We start from the raw sequence: 13,612 nt of genomic DNA on the forward strand, positions 1-13,612 counted from the left end.
GCGGGGCATGGCCACCCTCGTCAAGATCTGCGGGCTTTCCACCCCCGAAACCCTTGCCGCTGCGCTGCGCGCCGGGGCAAGCCATGTCGGTTTCGTCCATTTCGCCAAGAGTCCGCGCCACCTTGAACTGGCCGAGGCCGCACGTCTGCGCGCGCTGGTGCCGCCGCAGGTCAAGGCGGTGCTGCTGCTGGTCAATCCTTCGGCCGCTCTGCTTGCCGAGGCGGTGCAAAGGGTGCGCCCGGACATCATCCAGTTCCACGGCGCCGAGCCACCCGATTTGATCGCCCGCTTCCGCGCCGAGACCGGCATCGCCGCCTGGCGCGCGCTCGGCGTGCGCAGCGCCGAGAGCCTCGCCGAGGCCGATCGCTTTGCCGGCGCGGCCGATCGTCTGCTGTTCGATGCTCCGGCCAGCGCGCTTCCGGGCGGCAATGGCACCCGTTTCGATTGGAGCCTGCTTGCCGCCTATCGCGGGCCCACCCCCTGGGGCCTTGCCGGCGGGCTCAACCCTGCCAATGTGGCCGAGGCCATCCGGCTCACCGGGGCACCGCTGGTTGACACCTCCTCGGGGGTGGAGAGCGCGCCGGGCATCAAGGACGTGGACAAGATCGCCGCCTTCTGCAAAGCCGCGCGGTCATGAACACGCCTCTCAATTCCTTCCGCACCATGCCGGATGAGCGCGGCCACTTCGGCCCCTTCGGCGGGCGCTATGTCGCCGAGACGCTGATGCCGCTGGTGCTCGAGCTGGAGCGCGAATACCGCAAGGCACAGGCCGATCCGGCATTCGAGGCCGAATTCAACGATCTGCTCGAACATTACGTCGGCCGCCCGAGTCCGCTCTATTTCGCCCCGCGGCTGACAGAGGAGCTTGGGGGAGCACAGGTGTGGTTCAAGCGCGACGAGCTCAATCACACCGGCGCGCACAAGATCAACAATTGCATCGGCCAGATCCTGCTCGCGATCCGCATGGGCAAGCGGCGCATCATCGCCGAGACCGGCGCGGGCCAGCACGGCGTCGCCACCGCCACGGTCTGCGCGCGCTTTGGCCTGCCCTGCGTGGTCTATATGGGCGCCGAGGACGTGAAGCGCCAATCGCCCAACGTGTTCCGCATGAAGCTGCTGGGGGCCGAGGTGGTGCCGGTAACCAGCGGGCGGGCAACGCTCAAGGACGCGATGAACGAGGCGCTGCGCGACTGGGTCGCGAATGTCCACGACACCTTCTACATCATCGGGACCGCGGCGGGCCCGCACCCCTATCCCGAAATGGTGAGGAACTTCCAGAGCGTGATCGGGCGCGAGGCCCGCGCACAGATGCTTGGGCGCACGGGGCGCCTGCCCGATCTGCTCGTCGCGGCGATTGGCGGCGGATCGAACGCGCTGGGGCTGTTTCATCCCTTCCTCGATGATCCGTCGGTCAAGATGCTCGGTGTCGAAGCGGCGGGCCATGGCCTTGATGGCGACGAACATGCGGCGAGCCTGCTCGGCGGCTCGCCCGGCGTGCTCCACGGCAACCGCACCTATCTGCTGCAGGACGAGGACGGCCAGATCACCGAAGGCCACTCGATCAGCGCGGGGCTCGACTACCCCGGCATCGGCCCGGAGCACGCGTGGCTGAAGGAAAGCGGCCGCGTCGATTACACCGCCGTCACCGACGAGGAGGCGCTCGATGCCTTCCAGCTTTTGTGCCGCACCGAGGGCATCATCCCCGCGCTCGAGCCGAGCCACGCGATCGCGGCGGTGAAGAAGGTCGCGCCGACGATGCCCAAGGACGCGATCATCCTCGCCAACCTGTGCGGGCGCGGCGACAAGGACATCTTCACCGTGGCGGAGCGGCTGGGGGTGGCGCTGTGAGCCGCCTTGCCACTGCCTTTGGCAAGGCCCACCCCGCGCTCGTCTGCTTCATCACCGCAGGCGATGGCGACACCGCGGCCAATCTCGATGCGCTGGTGGAAGGCGGGGCGGATGTGATCGAGCTGGGCATGCCGTTTACCGATCCCATGGCCGATGGCCCGGCGATCCAGAGCGCCAATCTGCGCTCCTTGAGCGCGGGGACGACGACGGCCGATGTGCTGCGCTACGCCGCCGAGTTCCGCGCCCGGCACCCGCACGTGCCGCTGGTGCTGATGGGCTATGCCAATCCGATGGTGCGCCGCGGCCCTGAATGGTTCGCTTCAGCCGCCGCGCAAGCGGGTGTTGATGGCGTGATCTGCGTCGACATTCCGCCCGAGGAGGACGACGCGCTCGGCCCGGCGCTGCGCGCGCGTGGCATCGCCCCGATCCGCCTGGCCACCCCGACGACTGACGCCGCGCGCCTGCCGCAGGTGCTCGAAGGCTCGCAAGGCTTCCTCTACTATGTCTCGGTCGCAGGGATCACCGGCAAGCAGCAGGCAGCCATCGAGAGCATCGCCGCCAATGTCGCGCGCATCAAGCAGTCCACCAGCCTGCCCGTGGCAGTGGGCTTCGGCGTGCGCACACCCGAACAGGCCGGGGCGATCGCCAGGGTCGCAGATGGCGTCGTGGTCGGCTCGGCGCTGGTGGAGCTGTGCGGCGCGCATGGCGCCGAGGCGCCGGCCCGCCTAAGGGAACTCACCGCAGCCCTCGCCCATGCGGTCCACACCGCCCGTCAGGAGCAACTGGCATGAACTGGTTCACCCGCGTCCGCAATTCGCTCGGCTTTTCCTCGCAGAAGAAGACCACCGAGAAGGACCTGTGGATCAAGTGCCCGTCCTGCCAGGAGATGCTGTTCGTCCAGGATTACGAGAGCAACCTCTCGGTCTGCCCCAAGTGCGAACATCACGGTCGCATCAGCGCCGATGCGCGCCTCGCGCTGCTGCTCGATCCGGGCTTCGAGCTGCTGCCGATCCCTGAGGTCGCCGAAGACCCGCTCCAGTTCAAGGATACCAAGAAATACACCGACCGGCTCAAGGCCGCGCGTGCGGCAAGCCCCCACAAGGATGCCTTCGTCGTCGGCTCGGGCTTCATCGAGACCCGCCCGGCGGTGGTGGGGGTGCAGGATTTCGGCTTCATGGGCGGCTCGATGGGCATGGCCGTGGGCCAGGCCTTCTGCGAGGGCGCGCAAAAGGCGCTCGATCGAGGTTGCGCCTATGTGGTGGTGACCGCCGCCGGGGGGGCGCGGATGCAGGAGGGCATCCTCAGCCTGATGCAGATGCCGCGCACCACGGTGATGACCCGCAGGCTCAAGGCCGCAGGGCTTCCCTATATCGTGGTGCTCACCGATCCCACCACCGGGGGCGTGACGGCAAGCTATGCCATGCTCGGCGATATCCACATTGCCGAGCCGGGCGCGCTGATCGGCTTTGCCGGACAGCGGGTGATCCAGGACACCATCCGCGAGCAACTGCCCGAGGGCTTCCAGCGCGCCGAATATCTGCACAAGCATGGGATGGTCGACATGGTGGTGCACCGGCGCGAGCTGAAGGCAACGCTCGGCCAGCTGCTCGACTATCTGCGGCCGGTCAAGGCGGCCTAGCTGCCGATGCGCGACTTCGGGCGCTCGGACGATCCGCGCGTTCAGGCTGAGCTCGATCGTCTCGCGGCCCTGAGCCTGCCACAGGGGCGGCTCGGGCTGGAGACGATCACGGCGCTGCTTGCGCACCTCGGCAACCCGCACCGGCGCTTGCCGCCAACCTTCCATGTCGCCGGCACCAACGGCAAGGGATCGACCTGCGCCTTCCTGCGCGCGATGCTCGAGGCGCAAGGCTACAAGGTTCACGTCACCACCTCCCCCCACCTGGTGCGCTACAACGAGCGCATCCGCCTCGCGGGCGAACTAATTTCCGATGCGATGCTGGCGGACGTCCTTGCCGAAGTGCTCGATGCCGGCGTCGATCTCGGCCCCAGTTTCTTCGAGGCGACCATCGCCGCGGCCTTCCTTGCCTTTTCCCGCGTGCCTGCCGATGCCTGCGTGGTCGAGGTCGGCATGGGCGGGCGGTTTGATGCCACCAATGTGCTCGAGCCGCAGGTGCTTGCCGCCTGCGGGATCGCCGCGCTCGGCCTTGATCACGAGCGCTTCCTGCTCGCCCCCGAAGACGGCGTGCCGAAAGCGCCGATGGCGCGCATCGCCTTTGAAAAGGCTGGGATCGCCAAGGCGGGCGTGCCGCTGGCAACGCTCCATCACACCTATCCGCCCGAAGCGCAGGAGACGATCCGCGCGGTTGCCGCCCGCACCGGGGCGGTGCTGCACGAGGGCTTCACCAACTGCTACGCGTTCGACGGCCGCGCGAGCCTTCTTCGGGAGGACTACACCGAGGTGCCGCTCATCCCCGCGCTGGCGGGTGCCCACCAGGCGCTCAACCTGTGCCTTGCGGTCTCGATGCTGGCGATCCAGGACAGGCTCACCGTGTCCGAGGCCGCGATCGTTGCGGGGGCAAGCGCCGCGCGCTGGCCCGCCCGGATGCAGCGTCTTGGTCCCGGCCCGCTCACCGCGCTTGCCCCTGATCAGCCGGTCTGGCTCGATGGCGGGCACAACCCCAGCGCCGGCGCTGCCATCGCAGGCCATTTTGATGGGCCGCTCCACCTCGTCATCGGGATGATCGCGGGGAAAGACCCGCGCGCGATCATCGATCCGCTCGCGGGCCGTATCCGCAGCCTTTTGGTCGTTCCGGTGCCCGGGCATGATTGCCACCCGGCCGAGGCCTTCGGCCCCGAGGCGCGGGCCGCGCCGAATGTCGCCGAAGCGCTGCTGCGCCTGCCGACCGATGGCTATCCCATCCTCATCACCGGCTCGCTCTATCTTGCCGGCGAGGTGCTGCGGCTCAACGACGAATTGCCGCTCTAGACCAGTTCCGGCTCGGGCGGGGGTGCGTTCTCGGCCCGGCCCGATCGGGCCTGGCGCGCCCATTCGACAAGGCACAGCACCACCGCAAACCCGCCGATCGCGGTGGTGAGCACGAAAACATCGAAATAGCCGCGCTCCTCGATCATCTGGCCCAACGCCGGGCGCCCCAACGTGCCCACCAGCATGGTGAGCGAGGAGAGCAGCGCATATTGCACCGCGCTGTAGCCCTTGGCGACGACACTCGAGAGATAGGCGACGAAGGCCGCCCCGGCGATGCCCACGGCGATGTTTTCCATGCCGATGGTGAGCATCAGCCGGGCCATGCGATCATCGGCGCCGAACAGGCCGGCAAGCCGGGTGAAGCCAATGAAGTCGCTCGCCGCCTGCATCCGCGCGCCGCCGATGGCAAGATCGGCATAAAGCAGGTTGGTCAGCGCGGCGATCACCGCGCCAAAGGTCAGCGTGGTCATTCGCCCGATCAGCGACAGCAGCGCGCCACCAAGCGCAAGGCCCACCAGCAGCGCGGCCACGCCGAAGAACTTGGAGGCGATCGCCACCTCATCCTTGGAATATTGCAATTCGCCCAGATAGAACGGGTAGGCAAAGCTGCCCCAGATCGCATCGGTGATGCGGTAGGACAGGACCAGCGCGATCACCAGCACCGCAGCCCAGCCAAGCCGCCCGATGATCTCGGCAAGCGGCAGGATGAGCGCGCGGTAGCCGTGATCGAGCGCGGTGTCGAAGCCGGTGCGGGCCGGTGCATCAGCAGTCAGGACATGCCGCCCCTGCTTGCGCATCGATTCCAGCCAGCCCGCGATCAGGCCGGGGATCACCACGGTCGCAATCACGATCAGCGGGCCCATCTGGCTGACGAATTCGGTCGAATCGGGCCGCGTTTCAGGGGTCGCCGTCAGCGACCGCACCATGAACACCAGCACCGTCACCAGTGCCCAGCCCCACAGCAGGCCGACCGCGCCGAGCGCCAGCGCGCGGATCCGCGGCTCGATCTGCCCGGCACGGCGCAGAGTGCTGAGATTGGCGCGCTCCCGCTCCAACACCGCAGCGCTGCGGGTCGCATCGGGCGCCATCAGGCCGAGCAGGCCCACGACCAGGAGGATCGTTCCCATGCTGGCATACACCATCGGCCAGCCCAGCCGCTCGGCCATGAACAGCGCCAGCGCCCCGCCCACCAGTGCAGCAATGCGATAGCCCATCTGGAACACGGTGGAGAGGATGTCGATCGTTGCCACCTCGTCCGCCACATCGACGCGCCAGGCATCGATCACCACATCCTGCGTGGCGCTGGCGAAGGCCCCGATTCCGGCGAGCAGCGAGAACAGGCCGAGCGAGGCGAGCGGATCAAGCGCCGCGAGCGTCACCAGGATTGCCCCCAGCAACACCTGCGCGCTGACGATCCACTGTTTGCGCTTGCCCAGACGCCGCAATCCCGGAAGATCGACCCGGTCAAGCACCGGCGACCACAGGAACTTGAAGGCATAGGCAAGGCCGATCAGCGAGAATACGCCCATGGTCTCGACATCGACCTTGGCCTCGGTCAGCCAGGCATAGAGCGTGCCCAGCAGCAGAGCATAGGGCAGCCCGCTGGCAAAGCCGAACAGCAGGATGAAGCCAGTCTTGGGGTGGCGCAGTGCCGCCAGCAGCATGAGCCAGCGCCCAAGGCGCGCGCGCGCGGCGGACAGGTTTTCGGGGGCGGCTTCGGCCATGGTCGATCCCGTGCTTGGCAAGGCAGCGATTTGCCTTGGCCCGATTTCATGGCACACTAAGCGGCAAGGAGAGGATGAGAAAAGAGCAATGAACGCCGCAACCACAGATTTGCCCAGATTGCAGCCCACCCCCGGCCAGTTGGCCTTGGCCGAAGCGATCCGCGCGGGCGCGGCGCGCCAGGCCGGGGCGGTGCAGCACGTGCCCGCGCAGCGCTATACTTGCCCCGATCACTTCGCCCGCGAAAAGGCAGCGCTATTCGATCGCCTGCCGCAGGTAATCGCTCCTTCGGCGCTGCTGCCTGAACCGGGCATGGCCCTGCCGCACGATGCCACCGGGCGCCCGCTGCTCATTACCCGCGACGGGGCGGGCAAGGCGCATGTGTTCCTCAATGTCTGCCGCCACCGCGGCACTCGGCTGGTGGAGGGCAGCGAAGTGGTCTGCGCCAAGCGGCTGGTGTGCCCCTATCACGCCTGGACCTACCGGCTCGATGGCGCGCTGCTCGCCCTGCCCCGGCCCGAGACCTTTCCGGGCCTCGACAAGGGCGATTTCGGCCTTGTCGAACTGCCCTCGTGCGAGGCGGGCGGGCTGATCTGGTTCGCGCCGGTCGAAGGCGCCGATTTCACCCATGCCGAGGCGCTGGGCGCGGACTTTGCCGCCTTCGGCCTGGAGAGCGCCCACCTGTTCCGGCGCAAGACCCACAAGGTGCGGGGCAACTGGAAGCTGATCATGGATGCCTTCCTTGAAAGCTACCATGTCACCCGGCTTCATGCCGCCACCATCGGCCCCTTCTTCAAGGACGGGATCACCGCGGGTGACCAGATCGGCCCGCACCAGCGCTCGGCGGTCGGACGGCTCGAGGAGATGGAGGGGGTTGACCTCACCGACATGGCGGCGCTGCGCCGGGTGGTCACCTTCGCCTATCAGCTGCTGCCCGCCACGGTGATCGTGCCCAGCCCGGATTATGTCAACGTGATGGTGCTGATGCCCCAGGCGGTCGATTGCACCCTGGTTGAGGATTTCATGCTGATCCCCGAGCCGCCGGCGAGCGAGAAGGCGCTGGCACATTGGGAGAAAAGCTGGAATCTGCTCGACGGCGGGGTCTTTGCCAGCGAGGATTTCCGCGCTGCCGAACTCGGCCAGCAGGGGCTGGCGAGCGGCGCGGTGGAGCACCTTACGCTTGGCACGCTCGAAGGCGGGATCGCGCGTTTCGACGAAATCGTGCGCGAGGCGCTGCGGACGGCCAATTGAGTAAAGCAAGGCTGATTGACGGGCGCAAGAAGGTCGCCTTTGCGGGCGAAATCGGCTAGGCGCCGCGCCCATGCCAAGCCAACCTCCTCGCCCCGCGTCCCAATCAAGCCCCCGCCCCGCAGGCGAGCGCATCGCCAAGCTGCTCGCCCGCGCCGGGGTGGCGAGCCGCCGCGAGGCCGAACGGATGATCGCCGAAGGCCGGGTGGCCTTGCATGGCAAGGTGCTTGAAACCCCGGCGACGATCCTTCCCGGCCTTGCGGGCGTGACGGTGGATGGCAAGCCCGTTGCCGCACCCGAGCCGACCAGGCTGTTTGCCTTTCACAAGCCTGCCGGCCTCATCACCGCCGCGCGCGATCCCGCGGGGCGGCCCACCATCTACCATGCGCTGCGCAACGCGCTGCCGCCAGGGGCCGGACGGGTGATGCCGGTCGGGCGGCTCGACTTCAACACCGAAGGGCTGCTGCTCCTCACCAATGACGGCGCGGTCAAGCGGCAGCTGGAACTTCCGGCGAGCGGCATTCCGCGCACCTATCGCGCGCGCGCGTTCGGCACGGTCAGCCAGCGCCAGCTCGACGAGCTGATCGAGGGGGTGACCATCGACGGGGTGCGCTATGGCCGGATCGATGCCAATCTCGAGCGCGCGCGCGGCCGCAACCTGTGGATCGAACTGACCATCACCGAGGGCAAGAACCGCGAGGTCCGCCGGGTGCTCGAGCACCTCGGCCTTGCGGTGAACCGGCTGATCCGCACCGCCTATGGCCCCTTTCTCCTTGGCGATCTGCCGCGCGGGCAGGCGGTGGAACTCACCGGCAAGCCGGTTGCGCGTTTCCTTGAAGGGCTTGCCAAGGGGGAGGTGCGCGCGTGAGGATCATTGCCGGCACCTGGCGCGGGCGCCGTCTGACCGCGCCGCCGGGCGAGGCCACCCGTCCCACGGCTGACCGCACCCGCGAGACGCTGTTTTCGATGCTGACGAGCCGGCTCGGCAGCTTCGAGGGCCTGCGCGTCGTTGATCTGTTTGCCGGATCGGGCGCGCTCGGGCTCGAGGCGCTCTCGCGCGGGGCGGCCTCGTGCCTGTTCGTCGAGCAGGACCGCGCCGCACTGGCCGCGATCCGCGCCAATGTGGCCGCGCTCGGGGCGCAGGGCGCGGCGCGGATCGAGGCGGGATCGGTGCTTGGCCTCGGCCCGGCGCCGCAGCCCTATGACCTCATCCTTGCCGATCCACCCTATCGCACCGGCGCGGGCGAAGTCGCGCTCGACCGCCTCTTGCGGCTGGGCTGGATCGGGCAGGAGACCTGGATCAGCCTCGAGACCGCCTTCAACGAGGATCCGGCGGTCAAGGGCCTGATGATCGAGACGGCACGCCGGGTCGGCAAGGGCAAGCTCAACCTGATGCGGCTGGCGCCTGCCGCACCCGACCCGGCGGCGACCCGAGGGGCTTGAGCGGGCCTAGCTCTGCATCGCCTCGAGCTTGCTCTTGATCTGGCCCCAGGCCATTTCGCGCTGGGCCTCGGTGAGCTTGGTCAAGGTTTCGCGGTCGGCATCATTGAGGCGCCAGAACATCGCCCGGCGCTCGGGAGTGAGCGTCCAGAAATAGTTCTGCACCGTCGCTGTCCAGCCGTTGTAGGCCTTCTGCTTGTCAGCAGGCCAGGTCTCGACCTCGGCCAATTGCGCTGGCGTTGGCGGCGGCGGCGAAGCCTGCGCCGGAGCAGGGCGCTCCATCCCCGCATCAGTAGGGGGCGCGGCGGCCTCATCCTGCGCCGAGGCGAGCGCCGGCGTTGCGGCCAGCGCCGCACCAAGCCCGGCAAGCCCAAGGATATTGCGATAAGAGTGCATGGGGTTCTCCCTTGTGGTTGAAAGTCCCAAGCACGACGAACGCATCGCTGCCCTGCCGCTCAGTCCCCTGCAAGCCGGGCCATGCAACTATGGCGCGCGCCCTGATCGCGGCAACCGGCCCCCGCACCCATGCATCGCGCCGCGGCCACCACCGGGCGCGAAGCGTGGCGCAAAGCCGGCGGACCGTTGGCAGCCGAGCAAAAGCCGGGCATGGGGCGCGCATGGCGGCTTGCCCCTGCGGCCATTGTTCCCTACCTGTTCACGAGCGTCATGAACCCCTCCCTGCCCATCCCTGCGCCCGCCAGCGATCCTGCCCCGGCCTATGCCGCACGGCTCAACCCGGCGCAGCGCGCCGCGGTGCTTGCCACCGAGGGGCCGGTGCTGATGCTGGCCGGGGCGGGCACCGGCAAGACCGCCGCGCTCACTGCGCGCCTTGCCCATCTGGTTGCCACCCGCCGGGCCTTTCCCTCGCAGATCCTGTGCGTGACCTTCACCAACAAGGCCGCGCGCGAGATGCGCGAGCGGGTGGCTGCGCATCTCGGCAGCGCGGCCGAAGGCTTGCCGTGGCTCGGCACCTTCCACGCCATCTGCGCCAAGATGCTGCGCCGCCATGCCGAACTGGTCGGCCTCCAGCCCAATTACACCATCATCGACACCGATGATCAGCTGCGCCTGTTGAAGGCGCTGATCATCGAGGCGGATCTTGACGAGAAGCGCTGGCCTGCCCGCCAGCTTGCCGGGCTGATCGATCGCTGGAAGAACCGCGGGCTGGCCCCAGACGATCTCGACGCGATCGAGAACGAAGCCTTCGCCAATGGCAAGGGCGCGGCGCTCTATGCCCGTTATCAGGAGCGGCTGCGCAGCCTCAACGCCTGCGACTTCGGCGATCTGATGCTGCACATGCTGACGATCCTGCGCCAGCACCGCGACATCCTTGCCGATTACCACCGCCGCTTTCGCTACATCATGGTGGACGAGTATCAGGACACCAACACCGTGCAATATCTGTGGCTGCGACTGCTGGCGCAGGGCCATGGCAATATCTGCGTGGTGGGCGATGATGATCAGTCGATCTATTCCTGGCGCGGTGCGGAAGTCGCCAATATCCTGAGGTTCGAAAAGGATTTTCCGGGCGCGCAAGTGATCCGGCTGGAGCAGAACTACCGCTCCACCCCGCATATACTGGGCGCGGCCTCGGGCCTTATCCGCGCCAACAGCCAGCGCCACGACAAGACGCTGTGGACCGAATTGAGCGGCGGCGACAAGGTCAAGGTGATCGGCGTGTGGGATGCGCCCGAGGAGGCGCGCCGGGTGGGCGAGGCGATCGAGCGGCTGGAGCGCGAGGGCGCCGCGCTCAACCAGATCGCCATTCTCGTGCGCGCACAATACCAGACCCGCGAGTTCGAGGACCGCTTCATCCAGACCGGCATCAATTACCGCATCATCGGCGGCTTTCGTTTCTACGAGCGGGCCGAGATTCGCGATGCGCTGGCCTATCTGCGGCTGATCGCCCAGCCGCAGGACGATCTGGCCTTCGAGCGTATCCACAACGTGCCGAGGCGTGGCCTTGGCGCCAAAGCGCTGGAGGCGATGCACGCCCATGCCCGGCGCACCGGCCTGCCGCTGGCAGCCGCCGCGCTGCAACTGGCTGACAGCGATGCGTTGCCGAAACGCGCGGCGGCCACCATCGCAGCGCTGATGCGCCAGTTCCTGCACTGGCGGCAGCAGGCCGAGGTGCTGAGCCCGGCTGATCTCCTGCGCCTGGTGCTCGACGAATCGGGCTACAACGCCATGCTCGCCGCCGAACGCACCCCCGAGAGCGCCGGACGGGCGGAGAACCTTGCCGAACTTGCCCGGGCGATGGAGGAATATCAGAGCCTCGGCGATTTCCTCGAGCATGTCAGCCTGGTGATGGACAATGACCGCGCCGATGCCGAGGACATGGTGACGATCATGACCATCCACGCCGCCAAGGGGCTGGAGTTCGATCACGTCTTCCTGCCCGGCTGGGAGGAAGGCGTGTTCCCCTCGCAGCGCGCGATCGACGAAGGGGGGCTGGCCAGTCTCGAGGAGGAGCGGCGCCTTGCCTATGTCGCGATCACCAGGGCGCGGCGCCACTGCACCATCCTGCATGCCGCGAACCGCCGCATCTATGGCCAATGGGTCAGTTCGATCCCCTCGCGCTTCATCGCCGAACTGCCCGAGGAGCACATCACCAGCCAGACCACGCTGAGCGGCGGGGTGAGCCTGTGGCGGGCAAGCTGGCGCGCGCAGGAGGATCCTTTCGCCCATGTCGCCGCCACCCGGCCCGAGCGGGGCGAGGCGCGCGGGCCCGGCTGGCAGCGGGCGCTGGCCTCGGGCTATGACAAGCGCCCGTCGCGGCTTGGCGAAACGACCCGCTCGCCCGCCAGCATCGCCGCCCCGGCGCGGCGCGACATCGCCATTGGGGCGATGGTGGCCCACGCCAAGTTCGGTCGCGGCTGCGTGATCGACCAGGAAGGCAACCGCCTCACCATCCGCTTCGAGGAGGTGGGCGATAAGCGCGTGCTTGACAGCTTCGTCACCCTGCTGGGCGAGGGCGCCTAGCTGCAGCCGACTTCGAGGAAGCTCGGGATCGGCCCATTCCACTCCCCGGGCCGCATCGGCGGCTCATCCGCATCCTCGCGCGGGCGCGGTGGCCTCGAGCGGCTGGTGCTTGCGGCGCGCACGTCACCCTGAGCCGCGCGGCGCGACGTGCTTCCAGCCTTCTTCTCGGCCCTCTCATCGCGGTTGCGGCGGGCCTTGCGCTTGGCCGATGACGCACCCTCCTGCTCCGCCTCCGGGGCATCGGAAGCCGCAGCCTCGGCCCGGGCGAGGATCTCCTTGAGGTCAACCCTCAGGTCTTCCTTGCCGAACACCTTGATCGGGCTGCCGGTGAGCTTTTCAACATTGGCGATCGCTTCGGCATCATCCTCGGTGACGAAGGTGAAGGCCCGCCCCTTGGCCCCGGCGCGGCCAGTGCGCCCGATGCGGTGGACATAGTCATCCGGGTGCCAAGGCGTATCGAAGTTGAAGACGTGGCTGACACCCTTGATGTCGAGCCCGCGCGCGGCAACGTCCGAAGCAACGAGGATGTTGACCTCGCCGCGCTTGAAGCGCTCCAGCTCCTTCAGCCGGCTCGGCTGGTCCATGTCGCCATGGATCTCGCTCGAGGCAAAGCCGTGGCGCTTGAGGCTCTGGTTGAGTTCGCGCACCGTGGTCTTGCGGTTGGCGAAGATGATCGCGGTTTCCACGAGGTCATTCTCGAGGAACCAGCGCAGCGTCTCGCGCTTCTTGGCGGGCTTTACCGGCACCTTGAAGGCGGTGATATCGGCATTGGTCGAAGCCGCCCGGCTCACCTCGATGCGCTTGGGGTTGTTCAGGAACTTCTTGGCCAGCTTCTCGATCGGCGGCGGCATGGTGGCCGAGAACAGCATGGTCTGGCGGCTTTCGGGCAGGCGCGCGCAGATGAACTCGATATCGGGGATGAAGCCCATGTCGAGCATCCGGTCCGCCTCGTCGATCACCAGCAGCTCGCAGCCGTTCAGGAGGATCTTGCCGCGCTCGAACAGGTCCATCAGCCGGCCCGGCGTGGCGATCAGCACGTCCACCCCTTCATCAAGCGCCTTGAGCTGATCGCCCATCTGCACCCCGCCGATCAGCAGGGCCATCTTGAGATCGTGGTTCTTGCCGTATTTCTCGAAGTTTTCGGCCACCTGGGCAGCGAGCTCGCGGGTCGGCTCGAGGATCAGGGAGCGCGGCATCAATGCCCGGCGCCGTCCGGAAGCGAGGATATCGATCATCGGCAGCACGAAACTGGCGGTCTTGCCCGTGCCGGTCTGGGCGATGCCGATGAGATCCTTCATCATCAGCACCGTCGGGATGGCCTGGGCCTGAATCGGCGTGGGCGCGGTATAGCCCGCATCCTCCACGGCTTTGAGCAATTCGGGCGAAAGGCCGAGATCGGCAAAGGTCATGCGCGCAGCAGGTTCC

The 13,612-nt window shown here is 67.8% G+C and carries 12 protein-coding genes; 9 read left to right on the forward strand and 3 right to left on the reverse strand.

Annotated features, from left to right (window positions below; translation table 11 throughout):
• Positions 1-7: 7 nt before the first annotated feature.
• Genes G524_RS0102135 through G524_RS0102155 form a run of 5 tightly spaced genes read left to right on the forward strand, consistent with a single transcriptional unit; the run spans position 8 to position 4,795 of the window.
• Positions 8-637: a phosphoribosylanthranilate isomerase gene (locus G524_RS0102135; RefSeq protein ID WP_027442230.1), complete on the forward strand. Its 630-nt coding sequence runs from the start codon at positions 8-10 to the stop codon at positions 635-637.
• The gene (gene trpB / locus G524_RS0102140; RefSeq protein WP_027442231.1) at positions 634-1,848 is read left to right on the forward strand and encodes a tryptophan synthase subunit beta; all 1,215 of its coding nucleotides are present in this window, start codon (positions 634-636) and stop codon (positions 1,846-1,848) included. The genes G524_RS0102135 and trpB overlap by 4 nt, the downstream gene beginning before the upstream one ends.
• The gene (trpA, locus tag G524_RS0102145) at positions 1,845-2,639 is read left to right on the forward strand and encodes a tryptophan synthase subunit alpha (protein WP_027442232.1); all 795 of its coding nucleotides are present in this window, start codon (positions 1,845-1,847) and stop codon (positions 2,637-2,639) included. The genes trpB and trpA overlap by 4 nt, the downstream gene beginning before the upstream one ends.
• The gene (gene accD, locus G524_RS0102150) at positions 2,636-3,487 is read left to right on the forward strand and encodes an acetyl-CoA carboxylase, carboxyltransferase subunit beta (protein WP_027442233.1); all 852 of its coding nucleotides are present in this window, start codon (positions 2,636-2,638) and stop codon (positions 3,485-3,487) included. Before trpA ends, accD begins: the two co-directional genes overlap by 4 nt.
• A 6-nt stretch (positions 3,488-3,493) precedes the next feature.
• Complete coding sequence (locus tag G524_RS0102155) at positions 3,494-4,795, forward strand: bifunctional folylpolyglutamate synthase/dihydrofolate synthase (RefSeq protein ID WP_027442234.1); 1,302 nt, start codon at positions 3,494-3,496, stop codon at positions 4,793-4,795.
• Here G524_RS0102155 and G524_RS14715 read toward each other — a convergent pair.
• Positions 4,792-6,519, reverse strand: a complete 1,728-nt coding sequence (locus tag G524_RS14715; protein WP_051220838.1) for an AmpG family muropeptide MFS transporter — start codon at positions 6,517-6,519, stop codon at positions 4,792-4,794. The two genes, G524_RS0102155 and G524_RS14715, sit on opposite strands and share 4 nt — an antisense overlap.
• Before the next feature lie 88 nt (positions 6,520-6,607).
• On the opposite strand from G524_RS14715, the gene G524_RS0102165 reads away from it, so the two are divergent.
• The 3 genes from G524_RS0102165 to rsmD all read left to right on the forward strand — a co-directional run bounded on the left by G524_RS0102165 (position 6,608) and on the right by rsmD (position 9,208).
• Complete coding sequence (locus G524_RS0102165) at positions 6,608-7,768, forward strand: aromatic ring-hydroxylating oxygenase subunit alpha (protein ID WP_027442235.1); 1,161 nt, start codon at positions 6,608-6,610, stop codon at positions 7,766-7,768.
• A gap of 70 nt (positions 7,769-7,838) precedes the next feature.
• Positions 7,839-8,633, forward strand: coding sequence for a pseudouridine synthase (locus G524_RS0102170; RefSeq protein WP_027442236.1), 795 nt, complete (start codon positions 7,839-7,841; stop codon positions 8,631-8,633).
• Positions 8,630-9,208, forward strand: a complete 579-nt coding sequence (rsmD, locus tag G524_RS14720) for a 16S rRNA (guanine(966)-N(2))-methyltransferase RsmD (protein ID WP_036857102.1) — start codon at positions 8,630-8,632, stop codon at positions 9,206-9,208. The genes G524_RS0102170 and rsmD overlap by 4 nt, the downstream gene beginning before the upstream one ends.
• Positions 9,209-9,214: 6 nt before the next feature.
• Here rsmD and G524_RS16215 read toward each other — a convergent pair whose 3' ends face one another.
• Positions 9,215-9,601 (reverse strand): hypothetical protein, encoded by a 387-nt coding sequence (locus G524_RS16215; RefSeq protein ID WP_051220839.1) that lies wholly within the window; start codon positions 9,599-9,601, stop codon positions 9,215-9,217.
• Positions 9,602-9,871: 270 nt separating this feature from the next.
• On the opposite strand from G524_RS16215, the gene G524_RS0102185 reads away from it, so the two are divergent.
• Positions 9,872-12,187 (forward strand): ATP-dependent helicase, encoded by a 2,316-nt coding sequence (locus G524_RS0102185; protein WP_036857238.1) that lies wholly within the window; start codon positions 9,872-9,874, stop codon positions 12,185-12,187.
• Here the strand turns inward: G524_RS0102185 and G524_RS0102190 are convergent.
• A complete protein-coding gene (locus G524_RS0102190; protein WP_027442238.1) occupies positions 12,184-13,596 on the reverse strand; it encodes a DEAD/DEAH box helicase in 1,413 nt (470 codons plus the stop codon). The genes G524_RS0102185 and G524_RS0102190 overlap by 4 nt on opposite strands.
• Positions 13,597-13,612: the final 16 nt, after the last annotated feature.

It is taken from the genome of Erythrobacter cryptus DSM 12079 (genome assembly GCF_000422985.1).
GTDB lineage: Bacteria > Pseudomonadota > Alphaproteobacteria > Sphingomonadales > Sphingomonadaceae > Erythrobacter > Erythrobacter cryptus.